Source organism: Mucilaginibacter gotjawali (assembly GCF_002355435.1).
Classification (GTDB): domain Bacteria; phylum Bacteroidota; class Bacteroidia; order Sphingobacteriales; family Sphingobacteriaceae; genus Mucilaginibacter; species Mucilaginibacter gotjawali.
In genome coordinates, this window is the sequence record NZ_AP017313.1 from 2,481,043 (window position 1) to 2,502,064 (window position 21,022).

At 42.0% G+C, this 21,022-nt stretch carries 20 protein-coding genes; 12 read left to right on the forward strand and 8 right to left on the reverse strand.

From position 1 onward, the window contains the following. Positions 1-156 precede the first annotated feature (156 nt). The 12 genes from MgSA37_RS11100 to MgSA37_RS11155 all read left to right on the forward strand — a co-directional run bounded on the left by MgSA37_RS11100 (position 157) and on the right by MgSA37_RS11155 (position 12,819). Complete coding sequence (locus MgSA37_RS11100; RefSeq protein WP_157750538.1) at positions 157-576, forward strand: DUF3592 domain-containing protein; 420 nt, start codon at positions 157-159, stop codon at positions 574-576. A gap of 93 nt (positions 577-669) precedes the next feature. Next, positions 670-1,845, forward strand: coding sequence for a dipeptidase (locus tag MgSA37_RS11105; RefSeq protein ID WP_096351942.1), 1,176 nt, complete (start codon positions 670-672; stop codon positions 1,843-1,845). A gap of 30 nt (positions 1,846-1,875) precedes the next feature. Beyond that, on the forward strand, positions 1,876-2,835 hold the full coding sequence (locus MgSA37_RS11110) for a hypothetical protein (RefSeq protein WP_096351944.1): 960 nt from the start codon (positions 1,876-1,878) through the stop codon (positions 2,833-2,835). 83 nt (positions 2,836-2,918) lie between these two features. After that, the gene (gene trxB / locus MgSA37_RS11115) at positions 2,919-3,875 is read left to right on the forward strand and encodes a thioredoxin-disulfide reductase (RefSeq protein WP_096351945.1); all 957 of its coding nucleotides are present in this window, start codon (positions 2,919-2,921) and stop codon (positions 3,873-3,875) included. A 186-nt stretch (positions 3,876-4,061) separates the two neighbouring features. Next, positions 4,062-4,184: a 30S ribosomal protein THX gene (locus MgSA37_RS11120; protein ID WP_096351947.1), complete on the forward strand. Its 123-nt coding sequence runs from the start codon at positions 4,062-4,064 to the stop codon at positions 4,182-4,184. Between the two features lie 135 nt (positions 4,185-4,319). Beyond that, positions 4,320-6,626 (forward strand): family 20 glycosylhydrolase, encoded by a 2,307-nt coding sequence (locus tag MgSA37_RS11125; RefSeq protein WP_096351948.1) that lies wholly within the window; start codon positions 4,320-4,322, stop codon positions 6,624-6,626. Between the two features lie 7 nt (positions 6,627-6,633). Further along, entirely contained in the window at positions 6,634-7,392 is a 759-nt protein-coding gene (locus MgSA37_RS11130; protein WP_096351950.1) for a hypothetical protein, read from the forward strand. 139 nt (positions 7,393-7,531) lie between these two features. Continuing rightward, positions 7,532-9,583: a BatA domain-containing protein gene (locus MgSA37_RS11135; protein WP_096351951.1), complete on the forward strand. Its 2,052-nt coding sequence runs from the start codon at positions 7,532-7,534 to the stop codon at positions 9,581-9,583. Between the two features lie 32 nt (positions 9,584-9,615). Beyond that, positions 9,616-10,866 (forward strand): dihydroorotase, encoded by a 1,251-nt coding sequence (locus tag MgSA37_RS11140; protein ID WP_096351953.1) that lies wholly within the window; start codon positions 9,616-9,618, stop codon positions 10,864-10,866. Positions 10,867-10,875: 9 nt separating this feature from the next. Further along, on the forward strand, positions 10,876-11,547 hold the full coding sequence (locus MgSA37_RS11145; RefSeq protein ID WP_096351954.1) for a hypothetical protein: 672 nt from the start codon (positions 10,876-10,878) through the stop codon (positions 11,545-11,547). An 11-nt stretch (positions 11,548-11,558) separates the two neighbouring features. After that, the gene (locus tag MgSA37_RS11150) at positions 11,559-12,158 is read left to right on the forward strand and encodes a DUF4199 domain-containing protein (protein ID WP_157750539.1); all 600 of its coding nucleotides are present in this window, start codon (positions 11,559-11,561) and stop codon (positions 12,156-12,158) included. A gap of 106 nt (positions 12,159-12,264) precedes the next feature. After that, on the forward strand, positions 12,265-12,819 hold the full coding sequence (locus tag MgSA37_RS11155; RefSeq protein ID WP_096351957.1) for a DUF4199 domain-containing protein: 555 nt from the start codon (positions 12,265-12,267) through the stop codon (positions 12,817-12,819). Between the two features lie 61 nt (positions 12,820-12,880). On the opposite strand, the gene MgSA37_RS11160 is transcribed toward MgSA37_RS11155, so the two are convergent. The 8 genes from MgSA37_RS11160 to MgSA37_RS11195 form a co-directional block, all read right to left on the reverse strand. Next, complete coding sequence (locus MgSA37_RS11160; protein WP_157750540.1) at positions 12,881-13,312, reverse strand: VOC family protein; 432 nt, start codon at positions 13,310-13,312, stop codon at positions 12,881-12,883. Positions 13,313-13,436: 124 nt separating this feature from the next. Continuing rightward, positions 13,437-14,768 (reverse strand): RIP metalloprotease RseP, encoded by a 1,332-nt coding sequence (gene rseP, locus MgSA37_RS11165; RefSeq protein ID WP_096351960.1) that lies wholly within the window; start codon positions 14,766-14,768, stop codon positions 13,437-13,439. An 8-nt stretch (positions 14,769-14,776) separates the two neighbouring features. After that, the gene (locus tag MgSA37_RS11170; RefSeq protein WP_221199382.1) at positions 14,777-15,994 is read right to left on the reverse strand and encodes a 1-deoxy-D-xylulose-5-phosphate reductoisomerase; all 1,218 of its coding nucleotides are present in this window, start codon (positions 15,992-15,994) and stop codon (positions 14,777-14,779) included. Positions 15,995-16,040: 46 nt separating this feature from the next. Next, the gene (locus MgSA37_RS11175) at positions 16,041-16,418 is read right to left on the reverse strand and encodes a four helix bundle protein (protein ID WP_096351962.1); all 378 of its coding nucleotides are present in this window, start codon (positions 16,416-16,418) and stop codon (positions 16,041-16,043) included. A 44-nt stretch (positions 16,419-16,462) separates the two neighbouring features. Beyond that, positions 16,463-17,962 (reverse strand): GH3 auxin-responsive promoter family protein, encoded by a 1,500-nt coding sequence (locus MgSA37_RS11180; RefSeq protein ID WP_096351963.1) that lies wholly within the window; start codon positions 17,960-17,962, stop codon positions 16,463-16,465. 3 nt (positions 17,963-17,965) lie between these two features. Further along, the gene (locus MgSA37_RS11185; protein ID WP_096351965.1) at positions 17,966-18,742 is read right to left on the reverse strand and encodes a hypothetical protein; all 777 of its coding nucleotides are present in this window, start codon (positions 18,740-18,742) and stop codon (positions 17,966-17,968) included. Beyond that, positions 18,742-19,710, reverse strand: a complete 969-nt coding sequence (locus MgSA37_RS11190; RefSeq protein WP_096351966.1) for a glycosyltransferase — start codon at positions 19,708-19,710, stop codon at positions 18,742-18,744. The genes MgSA37_RS11185 and MgSA37_RS11190 overlap by 1 nt, the downstream gene beginning before the upstream one ends. Positions 19,711-19,861: 151 nt before the next feature. After that, complete coding sequence (locus MgSA37_RS11195) at positions 19,862-20,815, reverse strand: glycosyltransferase family 2 protein (RefSeq protein WP_096351968.1); 954 nt, start codon at positions 20,813-20,815, stop codon at positions 19,862-19,864. Positions 20,816-21,022: the final 207 nt, after the last annotated feature.

Below are 21,022 nucleotides of genomic sequence, written 5' to 3' on the forward strand. Positions count from 1 at the left end.
ATCAGCGAAATCAAAAAAATCAATTTTAATCTGTGATTTTTATTTTCCTATCTTCAACTCATGAAAAGGGAGCTTGTTAGGTAAATCGCGAGTTGGTAAATGTTTTGTCTGAAGTACAAGTGCGATTTTACTCAAATGTTATCTAAATTTATTACGATGTCAAATGAAATTTTGGATCTACTAATTGCCGGTCTTGCAGGAATCGCACTAATAGCGTTCGGGAATTATAAACGCATCCAACGCACCCGGCTTATTGCTTCGGGTATCCGTACACAAGGCACTGTCTTAAGGTTAGAAGAATCTTTTCACGATCAAATAGCCACTTTTTATCCCGTTATCAGCTATACGACGTTGCAAAATGAAATTATAATTAAAACGTATGGCATCGGTGTTAGTAATAAAATATATAAGCCCGGAGACAGTATTAGCATAATTTATGATGCCGATAATAACAACGAATTTATAATTGACAATCAAATTGGTAAATTATTGGGCCCCGTGACGATTGCTGTCGGCGCAGCCATCATATTACTGACTTTGATTCAATATTTTTTGCACCCATTTATTTTGGTATAAAAAATGATATCTGCACTTCTGTTTAGCATTAAAATCAGCGAAATCAAAAAAATCAATTTTAATCTGTGATTTTTATTTTCCTATCTTCAACTCATGAAAAAACTCCTGCTGCTTCTGCCACTGCTGCTAATTCTAAAGGCTAACGCACAAACCCCAATGGAAATCCACCAGCGGGCTATTTTGGTAGATACCCATAACGATGTGCTCTCCAATGAACTGATCACTAAACTGGATGCAGGTAAATTACAAACTACCGGAAATTTTGATCTGGTGCGCGCCAAAGAGGGCGGCCTTGATGCCCAGGTGTTTTCCATCTGGTGCGGGCCGCAATATGGTAAGGGCACCGCCTTTAAATTTGCCAACCGCGAAATCGATTCGCTTTATGCGCTCATTTCCCGCTATCCCGGCAAAATAACATTGGTACGAAATTCAGCACAGCTATTGCAGGCGGTGAAAGAAAACAAAATGGCTGCGTTAATCGGTGTTGAAGGCGGCCACATGATAGAAGACCGGATGGATTATATCGACAGCCTTGCCAAACGGGGTATGTGCTATTTAACACTTACCTGGAATAACAGCACCTCATGGGCAAGTTCTGCAGCCGACGAAACTACCAACCGGGCGGGTTTGAAACATGTGGGCCTTACCGCCTATGGCAAACAGATCATCCATCATTTAAACGACCTGGGCGTAATGATCGACCTTTCGCACCCGGGCGAACAAACGTTTTATGACGTGCTGGCCACCACCACCAAACCGGTTATCGCCTCGCATAGCTGCTCCTACACGCTTGATCCTTTCAGGCGTAACTTAAAAGATGCGCAACTAAAGGCGCTGGCAAAAAATGGTGGCGTCGTGTTTGTAAACTTTTTCAGCGGCTTTGTTGACAGTACGTTTTTCGGAAAAAATGATGCGTTCCTGAAAAAATATAAAATTCAACTGGACTCCCTCACTAAAATATATCATGATGAAGATCTAGCAACAGATCAGCTTTTCGCCATGCACAAAACTGAATCTGACGCACTGCGTCCGCCCTTAAGTCTGCTGATCAAACACATCGATTACATTGCCAAATTGATCGGCGTTGACCACGTAGGCATAGGCTCTGATTTTGACGGCGCGCCATCCTACCCATTAGGGATGGATGATGTTCGGGATTATCCTAAGATCACCGCCGAACTTTTAAAGCTGGGGTATGCTGAAAGCGATGTTGATAAGATCCTTGGCGGTAATTTTTTGAGAGTATTGAAGGCAAATAAGGGAGAATAGTTATATTTACAGCGCCCTATTGCAATTCGCATGTCAAAGCTTTTCTTCGTATTATTTCTGTTAGTATTTGCTTCTTTTTTTGCTGAGGCCCAGCCGGGCAGGGTCTATCTTACCGGAAGCGGCGAAATAACTACCAATAAGCAACTTGCCACATCCTATGCTGAAATTACTCAATTAACCGGCGATTCCGCATGGATGGTAAAGCAATTTGATTTAAAGGGCGGTCCCTTGAGTGTGGGTTATTATAAGGATGCCCAAATGAGCATACCGCACGGTAAGTTTACTTATTATCATAGAGTAGCCAGCGGACCCGGATTTACATTTAATGGTAAACTGGTTGTTGATAGTGTCAATTGTGTGATGAGCTCGGGTTACTATATCAACGGCGCAAAAACAGGCGCCTGGTTGGATTATTTTAATAATGGCCCCAAAAAAACGCTTCGAACGTTCAAAGACAATCTGCTGGACGGGTTATATCAAACTTACAATGAGTCGGGCAATGTCGTAGTTGAGGGGTATTATGTGAATAATAAACGGGAAGGGGACTGGTGTATGCTTGCTTCAGATAGCACCGCTGTGTATACTGATATTTATAAACACGATAAGGTTTTAAAACACATTGAATACATGAACACAGTTGCCTATGAGAAATTGAACAAGAGTGCTACACCCAAATTCGATTTTGAAAAGTATATTTCACACATTGCGGGTTCCTATACTTACCAGATCAGCACCGGGCAATTAACGGTTTCTTTTACGGTGACCAAAGAAGGAGTGGCAATTAACCCCAAGGTAGTTACATCTTATGAACCCCGTTTTGATTATTTGATTTCCCAGGCGATCTTAAATTCACCAAAATGGACGCCGGCGCTGGTAAAAGGGCAACCCGTAGACCAGGTGCAATTTTATACCATCCATATTGTTAATTCAGCTATGCGGTTGGAATTGGACAATACCTATCACCTTCACAAAAATACAACCCGGCGTTAGGGGTATATACCTATCAATAATGTTTACTAATTTCTGACGTTATTACGGGGTTCTTTCGTAAATTTGCAATTTATTAATCCCCGATGTCTCAACCAAACGAACACGTTAAATGCCTCATTATAGGCTCAGGGCCGGCAGGTTATACTGCGGCCATTTATGCCTCACGCGCTGATCTGCACCCGGTAATGTATACCGGTTTAATTGCAGGTGGCCAGCTTACTCAAACTACTGAAGTAGAAAACTACCCCGGCTACCCCGATGGCGTTATGGGTGTAGAAATGATGGAAGATTTTCGCAAACAGGCCGAACGCCTGGGGACCGACATCCGCTATGGCTATGTAAGCTCAGTAGATTTTTCGAGTCTGCCGCATAAAGTGGTAGTTGACGAGACTAAAACTATTCTGGCTGACACCGTGATTATTTCAACCGGCGCTTCTGCCAAATGGCTGGGGCTTGATTCAGAACAAAAATACAGCGGCTTCGGTGTTTCGGCTTGCGCCGTTTGCGATGGTTTCTTTTTTAAGGGGCAGGATGTAGCCATCGTTGGCGCAGGAGATACCGCTGCAGAAGAAGCGACTTACCTGGCAAAACTGTGCCGTAAGGTGTATATGCTGGTACGCCGCGATGAATTCAGAGCCTCGAAAGCAATGGTGCACCGCGTTTTAAATACGCCTAATATTGAGCTTTTATACAATACCGAAACCAAAGAAATTATGGGCGACGGGCAAAGCGTGACCGGCGTAAACGTTTTCAATAACAAGACCAACGAAGAACGAACTTTAGATATCACCGGCTTTTTCGTGGCGATTGGTCATCAGCCTAATACCGAAATTTTCAGAGGCTGGATTCACATGGATGAAACCGGATATATTAAGACAAATCCCGGATCAACTACCACTAACGTTGAAGGTGTGTTTTGCTGCGGCGATGCCCAGGATCATATTTACCGCCAGGCGGTAACAGCTGCCGGTACAGGTTGTATGGCTGCTATTGACGCGGAACGTTACCTGGCGGCTAAAGAGCATGTGGTGACAGCGTAATTGGTTGATTAGTTGGATTGGGTTGGATAGGTTGATTACGGTGATTATACCTACTTACACTATTACAACCACTACAACAATTACAACCCGAAAACGCAAAAATAACTTTCGGTCTTCCGGACTTTGCTGACTTTCGGACTTTTTTTCGTATCATTGATAAAATACTATATATTCAATCATACTACCATGGGAAAAGGAGATAAAAAAACTAAAAAAGGCAAAATCGCAATGGGATCATACGGTAAAACCAGGCCCCACGATTTTAAAAAGGCAAAACCAGCTGCACCTGCCGTTGAAGAAGCGAAATAATAAAACAAGCCGTTCCGCAATTCCGGAGCGGCTTGTTTTATTATTGAACAGATTTTTTACAACCAAGCCTGTTAACTTTTCTGCAAAAATCTGTTAACTTCACCTCCTTATATTTTAACAGGTTCAATTGGTATCATGCTTAAAAAAACGTTTTTACTGCTTTGTTTAATAACAGCGGCATCTGCCGCTATAGTAAATGCCCAGGACAGTAACCCAAACCTCGGGATAATCCCTTCCCCGGTTTCCCTTAAAAAATCATCAGGCACTTTTGAAATCAATCAACGAACGCTGATCCTGGCCGATAGCCTCGATAATAAAGCGGTTCTATTCTTAACTGATTACCTGCAAAATAAAGCAATGCTGCATGTTCAGCTAAAGCATAATAATGGAGCCGCTACATCCAATAGCATAGTTCTTACCGCTGCAGGAACCGGTAATTTACCTTCCGATGGGTACCGTTTGACCATCACGCCACAACAAATAATTATTGCAGGAAAGGGCGCCGGTTTGTTTTACGGTATACAAACCCTGATTCAATTAATGCCTGAAGATAAGGCTGCGACATCCAAAATACCGTGTGCGCAGATTGAAGACTATCCCCGTTTTGCCTATCGGGGTATGATGCTGGATGTTTGCCGCCACTTCTTTTCGGTTGAATTTGTTAAAAAATATATCGACCTGATGGCGGCCTATAAACTCAATAACTTCCATTGGCATTTAACTGACGACCAGGGCTGGCGCATCGAAATAAAAAAATATCCCGGATTGACTCAAATCGCCAGCCAAAGAGCACAAACGGTTATCGGCAATTACCATGATCGTACCCCGCAACAATTTGACAATACGCCTTATGGCGGGTATTATACCCAGGACCAGATCCGCGAGGTAGTTAAATATGCCGCCGACAGGTATATCAATATCGTTCCTGAAATTGAAATGCCCGGACACTCTGAAGCGGCATTGGCTGCATATCCTGAATTAAGCTGTGATCCATCTTTGACTTATAAAGTGGCCGAAACCTGGGGCGTTTTTCATGACATCTATTGCCCTTCGGATAAGACCTTCAATTTTTTGCAGGATGTGCTGACCGAAGTAATGGACCTTTTCCCCGGCAAATACATTCATATTGGCGGTGACGAGGCGCCGAAGGACGTCTGGAAGAAATCGGAATATTGCCAGAAGCTTATGAAGCAGCTTGGTTTAAAAACTGAAGATGAACTGCAAAGCTACTTTATCCAGCGGATTGAAAAATTTGTAAACTCAAAAGGCCGAAGCATTATCGGCTGGGACGAAATACTGGAAGGCGGACTATCACCAAATGCCACCGTAATGAGCTGGCGCGGAGAAGAGGGGGGCATAAAAGCCGCCCAGCAGCACCATAACGTGATCATGACGCCCGGCAGCGGCGGGTTATATATCGACCAGCAGCAAAGCAAACAGAATTTGGAACCGCTAAGCATTGGCGGTTATGATCCTTTGAGTAAAATATACAGCTATAACCCAACACCAAATGAATTAACGGCCGATCAGCAGAAATTTATTATGGGTGTACAGGCTAATTTGTGGACGGAGTACATCCCCTATGAAATTAAGGCCGATTATATGATCCTGCCAAGATTGTTTGCCTTATCAGAAGTAGCCTGGAGCCCGCTTGCCAATAAAAACTTTAACGATTTCGCCAACACACGGCTGCCATCGCACCTGGCTAAGCTTGAAGCTGGTAAATTTGATTACCGGGTGCCAACAGCCATTGGTGGGCGTGATACCATTGTTTTTGGCACAAAACTGAATGTGAATTTAAAGCCATCTGTTGCAGGCGCTAAAGTATATTACACCATAGATGGCTATGACCCGCGCGAAACGGATATAGCCTATACCGCGCCGATGGCCTATGATGTTCCGCCTGATCAATACCGCGAGCTGAAAACAATTGTGATCACGCCAACGGGAAAAAGGAGCATCATTACGCGTGAAACTATGTACAACAAAATGCCACTTCCGGCCGTTAACTTTACAGGAACTGCCAAAGGGATGAAGTATACATTATTGACGGGTGAGTTTACAGCAATCGACCAGTTAAAAGGAGCGCCGGTAATAGATACCGGTAATGTTTTAACTTTCAATACTTCAGCATTCAAAAAAAACATAAAAGGATTTGGCGTTATTTATGAGGGCTTTATCCGGGTAGATGCGGATGGGGTATATGGTTTTTCACTGGTATCAGCAAACGGATCGCAATTAATGATAGATAACCAGCCAGTGGCAGATAACGACGGCAAACACAGCGTTTTTGAACAGGCTGGGGCCGTACCGTTATTAAAAGGTTTTCACCGGGTCACCGTTAAGTACTTTGACAGTGCAAATTCAGGCCTTTTAAGGGTAATGATGACCATTCCCGGAAAACCAAAAGGTGAAATATCACCGGATATGATGTTTAACTGACCAGGCAATGAAAAATACATGGCTTATTAATCTTACAAGTTTTGCCTGCTTAATTGTTAGCGGAATTTTAATATCTGGTTGCAACAATCAACCAAAACCAGCAATCGTAACCAATGCTACCCCGCCAAAGCCGGTTTTAATGGATCCGTTCCGTTACCATAAACTAATTGAAGTTTCTCCGGGCGAGGATTATGATATCTTGAGCTGGGGCAGGGGATCTTCAAAAGTGGGCGCATTCGAAATATTACATTCCGATTCGGCGGGTAACAAATACTCCACTACAACGGGAGACCTTGACGGCGCCATTGTTGATGTTTTTAATACAGATATGGACCTGGATGGCAATCCGGAGATCCTGATCCAGACAAAAACCAATGATACGCTGTATAATACCCATGTCTTTGCCTTTGAATTTACAAATGGAAAGGCGGATAAATTAGATTTTCCGAAGCTAACCGAACAACAAAAGCAAGGGTATAGGGGTAACGACAGCTTTTACGTTAAGGATGGCAAACTTGAACGGGAATTTCCTTTATACACAGGCAGCGGAAAATTGGCTAAGCCTACCGGTCAAAAACGGCAGCTGGAATACGGTATGCGCAATAACCAATTCAACGTGCATACGTTAAGCAAAGATTCCACGAAAGTAAGTCCTGTTGTTAAACCGGTGGTGAAACCACAAAGCACTGCTTCAAAACCAGTGAAACATACGACAGAGAAGAAGAAAAAGAAGAAACACAGAAGGCATCATAGTGATGAAGGGTAAGAAATTTACTATTTAGGGAATGTTAGGGGATAGATGACCATCTAACTTTACATGATGACGCAATTGTTCTTCCCAAATCAGCGAAATTCAAAAATCAACTTAAATCAGTGATCTAAAATTCGCACATTTGCACATCAATATGCATTTTCTATATCCTGCCTTTCTTTTTGCATTGTTAACGCTGGCTATCCCTGTATTGATCCATCTGTTCAATTTTCGCAGGTATCAAAAGGTATATTTCAGCAATGTGCAATTTCTGAAAGAGATCCAGGAGCAGCAATCCTCCCGCAGAAATCTGAAAGAGCGCCTGGTATTGGCAACCCGGCTGCTGGCATTAACTTTTTTGGTGCTGGCATTTGCAAAACCCTACATCCCCGGTGCCAACAACGCCGGTGCAGGTAAACAAAAAGCGATCAGTATTTTTGTGGATAATTCCTATTCAATGGAAACCCTAAACAGGGACGGCTCTTTGCTTGACGAGGCCAAAAAACGTGCAAAAGAAATTGCTTCAGCGTACAGTATAAATGATCGTTTTCAGTTGCTTACCCAGGATTTTGAAGGCAGGCACCAGCGTTTGTTAAGCCGCGATGAATTTAATGACGCTGTTGATACCGTAAAAATCAGCCCCCGAAGCCGCAGCTTTCAGCAGATTGTAAACAGGCAGCAAAGCCTTTTAGCTATGCACAAAGATAATCCCGGCATTTTGTTCGTTATATCCGATTTTCAAAAGAACATGTCAAATGGCAACGTTGTCAAAACAGATACCGGCTTAAGTGTTAACATGGTGCAGTTAAAGGCGAGTTCATTGCCAAACGTTGCAGTAGATTCGGTAGCCTTGTTAAGCGCCATCCACCGCCCCGGCGAAAGCGAAAAGCTGGTGGTACGGCTGCATAACTATGCGGCAGAAGCGGCTGCAAAGGTGCCTTTAAAGTTATTGATCAACGGCGCCCAAAAAGCGTTGGGTAGCTATAGTATAGCAGCACATGCAGTGCAATATGATACACTGGTTTTTTCGGGATTAAACGCCGGATGGCAACGGGCTGAAATATCATTACAGGATAACCCGGTTACCTTTGATAATCAGTTCTACTTTACTTTCGGCGTGAAACAGCAGATGCCTGTTTTACTGATAGACGGCGGTACTCCAAATCCGTTTTTAAAGGCTGTTTTTGCTGCTGATCCTTTTTTTAACGCAAAACGGGTGGCTGATGGAAATGTTGATTATGCATCCCTCGCTGATTATTCACTAATTATCTTAAGCGACATTAATGCAATTTCCACGGGTTTATCGCAGCAGTTAAAGGCTTTTGTGAATAAAGGTGGAACGTTATTGGTTTTTCCGTCAGTTGAGGCCGACCTGGCGAACTATAAAGATTTTCTTGAAAAGGTAAGTGCTGCTTATCCCGAAAAATTAATAACCGGCGATGCCAGGGTAAGCGGCCTCAACCTGAGCAACCAGGTTTTTAAAAACATTTTTGAAAATTTCCCGCAAAACCCCGATCTGCCTGGCGTAAAAAAATATTACCAGTTGAGTTCATCAGGTAACGCCCCTGAAAACTTAATGACCATGCCAGGCAAACAATCCTTCTGGTGTGGTTATACAAGTGGCAAGGGCAAGGTTTATGTTTCTGCAGTGGCGTTAAACGAAGATTTCAGCAATTTGCCGCGCCATGCTTTATTTGTGCCGGTAATGTTCAGGATTGCCCTGCTTAGCGGCCATGATCAGCCTTTGTTTTACACCCTTGGCAGGGATGAAATGATTGAAATTCCGCCGTTTCAAACCAACGAAAAACAAATGCTGAAATTGTTTAAAGCAAACCAAAGCATTATTCCTGAAACCAAACAAACAGAAGGGAGTACTTTGCTTTACATGGCCGACCAGTTACAGCAAACAGGAATATATGACCTGAATAAGCAGGACAGTACCGTAGCCGTACTCGCCTTCAATGATAACCGGAGTGAATCGGATTTAAGCTATTTGACCTCAGCAGAACTGGTAAAATTGGTGCCGCGGGCTAACCCGGTTTTGGAAGCCGGTAACGGGTCGTTAAAAAGTACATTAACAGAAACAAATTTCGGCTTACAATTATGGAAACTTTGTATAATTTTGGCATTGATTTTTCTGGGGCTCGAAATACTGCTGATCAGGTATTTTAAAACTGATAAGCCTCCTGTTTCACAACCGGTTTAATTGAATAAAACCCACCTTTTAAAATAGCGCAAATGAATTTGCTTATTAAATCCGCAACTATAATTGATCCCAACTCACCTTTTAATCAAAAAATTGCCGATGTTTTAATTGAAAAAGGCATTATAACACAGATAGCGCCTGAAATTGAAACCGACACCGAGATATTTGAAGCAGAGGGTAAATATATTTCTCCCGGTTTTTTTGACCTGAACTGTAACATTGGTGAGCCCGGCCTCGAAACCAAGGAAGATCTTTATACAGGTACAGAGGCGGCTGCGGCAGGTGGTTTTACGGGCATTGCTTTAATGCCGAATACGGTTCCACCAGTGCATTCAAAATCCGAGATCGAATATATTTTAAACCGGTCGAAGAAGAATTTGGTGGATGTGTACCCTTTGGGCGCTATCTCGCACAAAAGAGAAGGTAAGGACCTGGCCGAAATGTATGATATGTATCTCAGCGGCGCCAAAGCATTCAGCGATGGTAACAGGCCGGTACAGGATGCAGGATTAATGGAGCGCGCGTTATTGTACGCGCAGGGATTTGATGCGCTGATCTTCTCTTATCCCGAAGATACCGCCATAGCCGGCAAAGCCAAAGTGAACGAAGGGGAAGTGAGTACGTTGTTGGGCATGAAAGGCATACCCTCACTGGCCGAAGAGCTGATGATAGCACGTGACCTTTATTTGGCAGAATACACGGTTTCCAGGATTCACTTTAGCACCGTATCCACCACGCGTTCTGTTGAGCTGATCAGGGAAGCCAAACGCAGAGGGCTTGAAGTAACCTGCGACGTGGCAGCGCATCATTTGGTGCTTACTGATGAGGCTTTATTAGGTTTCGACAGCCAGTATAAGGTGAAGCCGCCTTTGCGTACCCGGGATGATGTGGATGCCTTGATTGCAGGCCTTAAAGACGGCACTATAGATGCTATTGTATCGCAACATACCCCGCACGAGGTAGAGTTTAAAAACGTTGAGCTGGAAGTGGCCGAATTTGGCAGCATTGGTTTGCAAACCGCGTTGCCGCTTGCTTTGAAGGCCGGACTCGACATCAGCCTTATCGTTGAAAAGATGGCTGTTAACCCGCGGAAGATTTTAAATGTAGATATACCCATTATCGCCGTGGGCAAAGAAGCCAATTTTGTACTTTTTGATGCAGATGAGGTTTGGGAATACAACAAAAAGAATAACAGGTCGAGATCATATAATTCTCCTTTTATTGGTCACAACTTAATAGGTAAAGTATTGTTAACCTGTAATAACAATCAAAGTTTTAAATAACATCGACCCATGACAGATCCAAAAGTAAAAATTGCAATAGAAGCGGCTTTGAACGCTTTTTCGAAATATAACAGTTTTGAGGCCACGCCTTTTACCACTGTTTTTTATGAAGTATTCGCATCCGACAAAGATTTTTTGACCAAATCCGGTATGCTCGACGAGGTATTTGACGATTACCCGCAGCTGGAGTCCCTCAGGGAAGTTTTTTTCGACCTGTTGCTGATCAATTTCTTTAGTGCGGACGTGATCAAGCTGGAAGAAGATTACCTTGATTCGCCCGAGTGGGAAGATATTGAAGAGCAAACGCTTGACAGGGGCACCGAATTGCTTAACCTGCTGCTATATTTAAATGAATGCCGTGATGAAGATATTGAGCCCGAACTGGAAGACTATCTGAAAGAGTTTTTACTGGTAGACGAAGATGAGTTCCAGGATGAATACCGTATTTACGAACCGGTGATCGCCAACCAGATATTGATTGAAAGCCCGGTAACGGAGATCAGTAAAGTTGCGATGGAATTGCCGGAAGATTCGGAACTAAAAGAAATGTTTTACCCGATGATGTGCTTTTTTCAAAATACCAACCCGTCAGTCGAAGAAAAGAACAACATTGCAGCCAATGCCGTGAACAAAGACTTTGACATGGCCGTATTGGAAATATTAACCTGTTTTGCTGAATAATAAAGAAGGTAGTGGACATTAATCTTGAACGCAAAATAAAGCTCAACGGTGTTAAAAACGGGCTGTTGCTTGGCATAGTTTATTCGGCGATAGAAATATTTTACTTTTATTATATCACAAAAATTGCCGGATCGGCTTTATTGCTGATTAGCGGCCGCGTGATTTTTCCTTTAGTATTACCAATTTTAGGTGTTATTTACTTTTGCCTTAAAAGCCGTAAACAGGCCGGCGGTTTCTGGACATTTAAACAGGCTACTACCGGAATATTCATTATGCTGTGCGTGGCCTATGTGGTTTATACACTGGGTGTAAGCCTGCTTTTTAATAAGGTTATTGAGCCAAATAATATTCAAAAAACGGAGGCAGCTGTTATTGAAAAGAAGATTGCTATTATGAAACAGGGCGGGGCGGCGCAAAAGGATATTGATGCCGCAATAGCTGATACAAAAAAAGACTTTGGGGAAGATAAACCGGCAAGCCTGTTTTATATCATCTTTGAAAATGCCATGGCTATCCTTTTCCTGTTCGTTTTCGCTATCCTGTTTGCTTCAATGATCCGGAATGCGGAGTATGTATCTGTCACTGATCCAAACCATACCCGGGCGGGTTGATTTTTAAGGTTGTGCGTTGCGCAGTTTGTCGAAATAATTCATGCAGAATATACATTAGTTGAATAAATAATATTTAACTTTATTTCACACTAAAACCAATTTCATAATGGAAAATTCAAAACCAAAACCGTTTGATATTGCTGTCAAATGGGCGGCGATTTACGTAATAGCTTCTATTGTACTTACTTACACCTGGCAGCTTTTAAATATCGACCCAAATACATCCGTAAAATACATCGGCTTTGTAATTTTTATAGTTTTTTTAATACTTACGCAAAAAGAGCAACGAGACAAGCAAGGTGGCTTTGTCACTTTCGGGGAGTCATTTGTTGCCGGCCTGCTTTATTCGATTGTTAGTGCTGTGGTCATTTCTGTTTTTACGTATTTGTATTTTGCCGTGTTAAGCCCGCAGATGTATGAAAAGGTATTGGATACTACAAAAGCAGGCCTGGTGGCAAAAGGGCTATCCAGCGACCAGATTGATCAAACTATGAGTATAATGAGTAAATACGGCGTTTTATTAGCAGCAGTTGGTAGCCTGTTTCTTATGGCTATTTTTGGAATCATTGTTTCCCTGATTGGTGCAGCGATTTTCAAAAAAGAACGTACTATTTTGGATATTGAACAAAGTTCAGATTCTTTTACCGACCCCGCTGTTTAGCCGATGGATCGATATCAAACAAAGCAGGCCGTTCATTTGAGCGGCCTGTTTTGTTTAATAGCTATCCTTTTTCTATTTGGTTAAACTCCAGTCGTTCCTTATCCGGCCCGAGGATGTTAAAGTATTTGCAGCCATGTTTCCAGAAGGGGAGGGACACCGGGGCATCTTCCAGTACCTTGATATGGCCATCGGCTTTTAGGGTTTTAAAAACAGCTTCAATATCATCCACATCAAAAGCGATATGGTCGATATGTCCGTCGTTGCGGCTTCTTATTCCATCAATTTGTTTGGCGGGCATCTGGTAAAGTTCAATGACGATCTCTTTATAACGTATCATGATACAGGTGCCTGTGCCCCCTTCAAAAGCAAATGGCGACTGCATTACATTCTCAAAACCAAAACGACTGTAAAACTTTTCGGATACAGCAATATCAGTTACCAGTATGCCCACGTGCTGCAATTTGTTAATAGTGATGTTTAAGCGTTCTTTCATTACGGGTTTATTTATGAAGGTAAAACTAAACTTTCCTTCATAAAAAAAGGCACGGATCATTCAGTGCCTTTTATTTTATAGGTTTAAGCTTTCGCCTTTTACCTTTAAGCTTTCACCTCCAACCTCAATGATTCTTCATCACTTGCTTCACAATATCATTCCCGAAAACAAAAACCATCAGCGAGATCAAAATCACAAAACCGACGATCTGGGCGCGTTCCAGGAATTTATCACTTAAGGGCTTGCCTTTTATCATTTCAATCACTAAAAATAAAGCATGGCCACCATCAAGCGCAGGGATGGGGAGTAAATTGGTTAAAGCCAATACCATCGATAAGAAGCCCACCAGGCTCCAAAAACGCAGCCAATCAATAGTTTGGCCAAAAAGGGTGGCTATTTTTACAGGCCCGCTTACAGCTTTGCTGAATTTAACATCGCCATTAAATACTTTTCCAATCCCTTTGGCATTATCACTGAACATACCGTAGGCTTTTGTAGCCCCAACCGGTAATGCGCCGAAGAACCCAAAGGTTAATTTTTTCTCTTTTGGAATATCAAGGTTCGGAATAAAACCTAAAATCCCATCCTTGTCTATTTGCGCGGGTTTTTGAATTAAGTTGCCATCCCGCTTGATTGACACCAGTACCTGTTTATTTTTATTTTGTGCAAGTTGTGCCTGCATTTCATCAAAAAAGGCGGTCTTATTATTGTTAATTGCTACAATGCTGTCGTTTTTTAACAATCCGGCTTTTTGCGCACCGCTACCAGGCGCAATAGATTCAACAGCGAATTTGGCGCGCGGTAATTTGCTGATAAACTGATCGATACCATCCGTCAGGTCGTTTAAAATAGAAGCAGGTACTCTTACATGTAATACCTGGCTTCCGCGTTGTACCGTAAGGTCGCTGTTTCCCAATATCACTTCGGTACTGGTCAGTTCGTCAAAACGGACAACTTTTCTTCCATTTATGGCGGTCACCTGATCGCCGGGCCTAAGCCCTATTTTCACGCCGATCTTACCCGGTACAATACCATATTTCAGGTCGGAATTAGGGATATATGACTCGCCATATTTAATGGTTAATATCCAGAAAATAAAAATACCAAGGATGATGTTTACTGTAACCCCGCCAAGCATAACAATTAAGCGCTGCCAGGCCGGTTTTGAACGGAATTCCCAGGGTTGCGGAGGGCCTGCTAATTGATCAGTATCCATCGATTCATCAATCATGCCTGCAATTTTAACATAACCACCCAGGGGCAGCCATCCTACGCCATATTCAACACCCTTGTAATTGAACTTAAAAAGGCTGAAACCCCAGGCGTCAAAAAATAAATAAAACTTTTCTACTTTGATGCCAAAAGCGCGGGCTGCAATAAAATGCCCGAATTCATGAAGAATTACCAGAATTGAAAGGCCAAGAATTAGTTGACCTACCATTATCACTATACCCATTAGTTATGTTATGTTAAAACTGTTGTGCCCTTTAACGGCATTTTTTTTATTAAATTTTGTGCAAAGATGCGTGTTTCTTTATCAGTATTCAAATAGTCTTCCAAAACAGGTCGTGCCACGAAGTTAATTTGTTGCATGCATTGTTCAATAACTTCGCTCATGCCTAAAAAACTGATCGTTTCACCTAAAAAACCGGCTACCGCTATTTCGTTTGCAGCGTTAATAATGCAGGGCATATTGCCGCCCTTCTTTAATGCAGCAAACGCTAAAGCTAAATTACGGAAAGTTTCAAGATCGGGTTTCTCAAATGTGAGTTCACTATAATTAATAAAGTCGAAACGTTTAAAATTGTTTTTTAATCTTGTTGGATAGGAGAGTGCGTACTGGATCGGCAATTTCATATCTGGTAAGCCCATCTGGGCCATGATAGCACCATCGTGAAATTGTACCATGGAATGAATGATCGACTGCGGATGAACGATTACATCGATCTGATCTGCATCAATATTAAACAACCACTTAGCTTCAATAACTTCCAGCCCCTTGTTCATTAATGAAGCTGAATCAATAGTGATTTTTGCCCCCATTACCCAATTAGGATGTTTTAGTGCATCGGCCCTTGATACATTATTTAAAAAGTCATGGGACTTACCCCTGAAAGGCCCTCCGGAAGCTGTCAGGATGATCTTTTCAACAGTGCTTGCCTGTTCTCCGGCAAGACATTGAAATATCGCGGAATGCTCCGAATCAACCGGTAATATCTTAACGCTATGTTTTTTAGCCAGCCCGGTTACCAGTTCGCCGGCAACCACCAGGGTTTCCTTATTTGCTAACGCGATGTCTTTGCCGGCTTTAATCGCAGCTATGGTGGGCTCCAGGCCAGCAAAACCAACCATTGCGGTTAATACAATATCAATATCAGGATGGGTTACGGTGTCATTAATGGCTTCGATGCCTGCCAATACTTTTACGTTTGTATTAATTAAAGCGTCCTTTACGTACTTGTATTTTGTTTTATCGCAAATGATCGCATACTCCGGCGCAAACTCAAGCGCCTGTTTAATCAGCAGGTCGGCATTGGAATTGGCTGTAAGCAAGAAAACGCCAAATAAGTCCGTATTCTCCCTAATCACATCTAGAGTTTGTGTCCCGATACTTCCGGTGCTGCCTAATATGGCTATTACCTTTTTATTGTCGTATTGTTTTATTGTTGTATTGTTTGTCAAGGTGATTTTGTTTTTTGCGTACAATTACCGTGATTATATTCGCAAACTATATCTTCAGGTGGTCATCAGTAAACTTAATTAATTGATGAATATCTCTCGGCAATTTTTCCATCAGCTCATTTAGCTCCGCAAAGAGTTGTTCTGAAACCAAATTTCTAATTTTTGCTTTATTAAGCCAATCGGTGCATTCCTTAACTGATCCTAAACTGTAATAGTAAAATTTAATCTTATCTTTTTTATGATACCGGCCAAATCCTTCAGCAATATTTGCAGAAATAGAATCAGCAGCGTTTACAAATTGTTTACCAATAGTATCTCTGGCAAAGTAATCCCATTTTATTACAATATCCCAAACTTTATTTGCAAATGAAAAACCAGAGTTATAGGAAGTCAGATCGTTTAATTGTAGAAATTTCTTTTCCATATTTTAAATTGTCAAAACAAAACAACAATATAACAATTTAGCAATCAAACAATATATTCCTTTAATTCTTCCGCTATTTTCCTGTCATTCGCTAACCTGGGCACCTTATTCTGCCCGCCCAGTTTTCCCTGCGAACGCATATAATTGATAAAGGTATCCTTTTTCAGGCTTTGGATAACCAAAGGTTGCAAAATGTTACCCTCTATCAGGTCAAAATAATAAATATTTTTCTTTTGTAGGGCTTTGTCCACCTTTGAAGCAAATACTACCAGGTTATCAGGGGCCTTGCCAAACTCTATAAACCACTCGTGATAGGGTAATTCTCCTTTTGGCGGGTTAACCTGCGGGGCAACGGTAAATTCAATCACATCCACTCCCTCTTCGTTAGCAACGCCCATTAACGCCTGTTCTACCTCTTCGCCGATGACATGCTCGCCAAATGCTGAGATGTAATGTTTGATGCGCCCGCTCACCACAATTTTATAAGGGTTTTTGGAAACGAACTTAACCGTATCTCCCAAACTATAACCCCACAACCCGGCGCTGGTGTTTAATATTAATGCGTAATTTCTGTCAAGTTCAATATCTTTCAGGCTGATTCGGGTGGGATTTTCATTAAAGAATTCATCGGCCGGGATAAATTCATAAAATATGCCTGAATCCACCATCAGCAATAAGCCTTTTTCCTTTTGCCTGTCCTGGAAAGCAATAAAACCTTCGGATGCCGGGTAGGTTTCTATCGTATCTATGCCGAAGCCTATACTTTCTTCCATCCGGCCGCGGTAGGGCTCATAATTTACGCCGCCATGTACGTACAGTTTGAAATTTGGGAAAATGTCTTTGATCTTTTTGTCGCCGCAAACGGCAGAGAGCCGGTCGAAATACATCTGGCACCAGGGCGGGATCCCCGAGATGAGGCGCATGTCCTCATTTCTTGTTTCAGCCACAATGGCATCAACCTTTTGCTCCCAGTCGTCCATACAATTTACTTCGTAACTGGGCAGGCGGTTTTTTTGCAGGTAGCCGGGTACATGGTGCGCCACTATGCCTGATAAGCGACCAACAGAGATGCCTGCTTTCTTCTCCAATACAGGGCTGCCCTGCAGGAAGATCATTTTACCGTCAACAAAATCCGCTTTACCTGTTTCGTAAATATAGCTCAGCAAAGCATTACGCGCAGCTTTAATATGCTCGGGCATGCTTTCTTTGGAGATGGGGATATATTTTACGCCTGATGTAGTGCCTGAAGTTTTTGCAAGGTATTCAGGCTTGCCGGGCCAAAGCACATTGGGTTCGCCCCTGGTTACGCGGTCAATGTAGGGGCGAAGATCTTCATAGTCATGTACGGGCACGTTTTTTTTAAAATCCTCGTAACTTTTGATAGATGCAAACTGATGGGCTTTGCCAAATTCGGTTATTTTTGCCTGTGTAACCAGGTACTCAAACGTTTTTTGCTGTAGTTCGACGGCATTAAAGCGAAGTTTGTTTAACCGGCGATTGATAAGCGCGGCAAAAGGTTTGCTGAGTGCAGCTTTTAGTCCCATAGGTTAAACGGCTTCGGTAACATCATCATCCACATCAAGGTGGCTAAAAACCAACTTGCGATAGGTAACCATAATAATTACCTGCACGATGGGGAATGCAATTACAAACCAAATATAAAAGGAAATTTTGAACAGAAAATCGAGATTATCTTTATTGGGTTTAAACAGGCTGAGTATCGAGACGATTGGAATTAAGGTTAATATCATAATGCCAACAATAATGACCCCGATAAATAATGTTTTGAAAAAATTATCTTTTGTGATGCCAAAGCTTTGTTTTAATGATTCAAATGGCTGGGAATCATCATCAACAATAAAACAAACACAGAATATTGACCTCACCAATAAAAACAGCACTAAAATCATCTCTAAAGTTTGTGCCAGGAATAAAAGGCCCTCGTAGTTTTCCAGGGGCCTGTTTACAAAAAACAGGATGACAACGAGCACCGTATAGGCGAAGGCAATGACCACAAAATTAAAAGTCATTTTAATGGATGGCAGGATGTCCTTCAGCGAAAATTCATAAAACTCCTTGTCCATTAACGTTAAAATCAATTTATAAAAACTTAATGCCAGGTAGGATTGTGTGATCATTTGTAAAAAAAACAGGATCAAAAGGTTGAGCAAGCTGTCTTCAACAGTAAGGAAAAGGGTAATGAAGTTAATAAACCCATACACAAATAAAGAAAGCACCGAATATATAATAAGAGTGACGAAGTTTTTCCTGAGAACCCCCCATGAAGCCTTTAAAGTATCAGCAATAGAAAAAGGATGGTACATTATGATATTTTTAATATTACCCGCTTGCAAAAATCCTGCATAAATCCAAATCCGTAGGCAATCAATAAGGTAAATGAAGCGATGATACTCAAAAATGCGATTTTAATTGATTTATTTTTCCACCAGGCATGAAAAAATACTAACAAAATATAACAGGCTAATATAAGGTTACTTAGCAGCCCTAAAGGGCGGTAAACAATGTTAGCCACTATTGTAAAAGCGAGGAAAAGGGTAAATGCCGCGGGAAAAAAATGAACCAGTTTTAAGCCCTTCGGGAAAAATTTGTAAACGTTGATCCTGGCCCTGCCAAAAAAATGCAGTTGTTTATAGAATTTTAAAAAGTTAGTACGGCGTTTATGGTAAACTTTCGCTTCAGGGATCAGTCCGATCTTAAAGCCCTGTGAATGAATGCGGATGCTGTATTCAATATCCTCGCCAAGGCGGGTAATGATAAAACCGCCTGCCTTTTCCCAAACCTGCCGGGATATGCCCATATTAAAGCTACGTGGATGGAATTGCCCTATGCTTTTTTTACTGCCGCGGGTACCGCCGGTGGTAAAAGGGGAGGTCATGGCATAACTGATAGCTTTTTGGATTGGGGTAAAGGAATGATGTGAATCATCGGGGCCGCCGTAGGCATCCAGGTAGTTTTTTGCCAGTGAATCGTTTACAATTTGCAGGTAGTCTTCGGGGATCAGGCAATCTGAGTCAAAAATTACAAAATAGTCGCCCTTAGCCCGTTCAAAACCAAAATTCCGGGTAAAGCCCTGGCCCTCGTTCTTCTTTACAAAATACTTAATGTTCAGCTGATCCGAAAAGCTTTTTACAATTTCCCCGGCATCCTCAATTGAACCATCCTCAATTACCAAAACCTCAAACTGCTTATAGGTTTGTTGGGTAAGTGTTTCCAGCAGTTCTTTGATCTCCTGCGGGCGGTTGTATAGAGGGATGATGATGGAAAAAAACATTTTTGTTTAGACGTGAGATGTGAGATATGAGATATGAGACATAACAAAAACGTGAGAATCAAGACTCAACATTAACCAGGCTTTTTTGCTAACAAAATTCAATTCAAATATTTTAAATCTCATATCTCAAATCTCACGTCTCATATCTAAATTAAATCACCTCTTCCACCTGGTACTTGTTTCTTTCGGGCGCGCTGCGTGAAACCAGTTCGGCAACAAAACCGGTTAAAAATAGCTGCGAGCCTAATATAATAGCCACCAGGGCTAAATAGAATAAGGGCTGTGCAGTTACATCACGCGTAACTTTTATGCCATGTGCTATGGCGTATAATTTATCCCAGATGATCCAGCATACCATTACCGTTCCTGCTAAAAAGCTTAAGGTACCCATAGTACCAAAAAAGTGCATCGGGCGTTTGCCGAATTTGCCGACAAAAAATATCGACATTAAATCAAGCAGCCCGTTGATGAAGCGGCTGATGCCGAATTTGGTTTTACCATATTTACGCGGCCGGTGCTCAACTATCTGTTCGCCTATTTTCACAAAACCGGCCCATTTGGCTATTACCGGGATATAACGGTGCATTTCGCCGTAAACCTCAATATTCTTCACCACCGCCTTGCGATAGGCTTTCAGCCCGCAGTTAAAATCGTGCAGGTTATGGATGCCGCTCATGCGGCGGGTGGCTGCGTTGTATATTTTTGTGGGGATAGTTTTGCTTAAAGGATCGTGCCGTTTTGCTTTCCAGCCTGAAATTAAATCATATTTTTCTTCAGTAATACGCCTGTAAAGTTCAGGGATCTCATCGGGGCTGTCCTGGAGGTCGGCGTCCATGGTAATCACTACCTCGCCTTCGGCAGCTTCAAACCCAACATTTAAAGCAGCTGATTTACCGTAGTTGCGCCTGAATTTGATGCCTTTTATAAAGGGATTGTTTTTATGCAACTTGCGGATCATTTCCCAGGAGCCATCGCTGCTGCCATCGTCAACCAGGATGATCTCATAGGTAAAACGGTTATTATCCATCACGCCACTTATCCATGAGGTAAGCTCGGGTAACGATTCTATTTCATCGTAAAGCGGTACTACAACTGATATGTCCATTGCTGCGCAAAAGTATAAAAAAGTTGATTAGGTTTATCGCGTTGATTAAGTTGAAATGTCATTTAGCCATTGTTCGCCAGAAATGGTCAGTGGGTTTAACGGTTTAAAGAGCAGCATTATTTTAATTATCCTTTTTACTGTAACGTTTTTATTTTTACTTCGTCAAAACAAATATTTATCTGTAGTATTATATATTTTGTTAAAAAA

Coding starts and splice junctions, on each gene's coding strand:
- MgSA37_RS11100 (WP_157750538.1), top strand. CDS start 157: ATGTCAAATGAAATTTTGGATCTACTAATTGCCGGTCTTGCAGGAATC.
- MgSA37_RS11105 (WP_096351942.1), top strand. CDS start 670: ATGAAAAAACTCCTGCTGCTTCTGCCACTGCTGCTAATTCTAAAGGCT.
- MgSA37_RS11110 (WP_096351944.1), top strand. CDS start 1,876: ATGTCAAAGCTTTTCTTCGTATTATTTCTGTTAGTATTTGCTTCTTTT.
- trxB (WP_096351945.1), top strand. CDS start 2,919: ATGTCTCAACCAAACGAACACGTTAAATGCCTCATTATAGGCTCAGGG.
- MgSA37_RS11120 (WP_096351947.1), top strand. CDS start 4,062: ATGGGAAAAGGAGATAAAAAAACTAAAAAAGGCAAAATCGCAATGGGA.
- MgSA37_RS11125 (WP_096351948.1), top strand. CDS start 4,320: ATGCTTAAAAAAACGTTTTTACTGCTTTGTTTAATAACAGCGGCATCT.
- MgSA37_RS11130 (WP_096351950.1), top strand. CDS start 6,634: ATGAAAAATACATGGCTTATTAATCTTACAAGTTTTGCCTGCTTAATT.
- MgSA37_RS11135 (WP_096351951.1), top strand. CDS start 7,532: ATGCATTTTCTATATCCTGCCTTTCTTTTTGCATTGTTAACGCTGGCT.
- MgSA37_RS11140 (WP_096351953.1), top strand. CDS start 9,616: ATGAATTTGCTTATTAAATCCGCAACTATAATTGATCCCAACTCACCT.
- MgSA37_RS11145 (WP_096351954.1), top strand. CDS start 10,876: ATGACAGATCCAAAAGTAAAAATTGCAATAGAAGCGGCTTTGAACGCT.
- MgSA37_RS11155 (WP_096351957.1), top strand. CDS start 12,265: ATGGAAAATTCAAAACCAAAACCGTTTGATATTGCTGTCAAATGGGCG.
- MgSA37_RS11160 (WP_157750540.1), bottom strand. CDS start 13,312: ATGAAAGAACGCTTAAACATCACTATTAACAAATTGCAGCACGTGGGC.
- rseP (WP_096351960.1), bottom strand. CDS start 14,768: ATGGGTATAGTGATAATGGTAGGTCAACTAATTCTTGGCCTTTCAATT.
- MgSA37_RS11175 (WP_096351962.1), bottom strand. CDS start 16,418: ATGGAAAAGAAATTTCTACAATTAAACGATCTGACTTCCTATAACTCT.
- MgSA37_RS11180 (WP_096351963.1), bottom strand. CDS start 17,962: ATGGGACTAAAAGCTGCACTCAGCAAACCTTTTGCCGCGCTTATCAAT.
- MgSA37_RS11185 (WP_096351965.1), bottom strand. CDS start 18,742: ATGTACCATCCTTTTTCTATTGCTGATACTTTAAAGGCTTCATGGGGG.
- MgSA37_RS11190 (WP_096351966.1), bottom strand. CDS start 19,710: ATGTTTTTTTCCATCATCATCCCTCTATACAACCGCCCGCAGGAGATC.
- MgSA37_RS11195 (WP_096351968.1), bottom strand. CDS start 20,815: ATGGACATATCAGTTGTAGTACCGCTTTACGATGAAATAGAATCGTTA.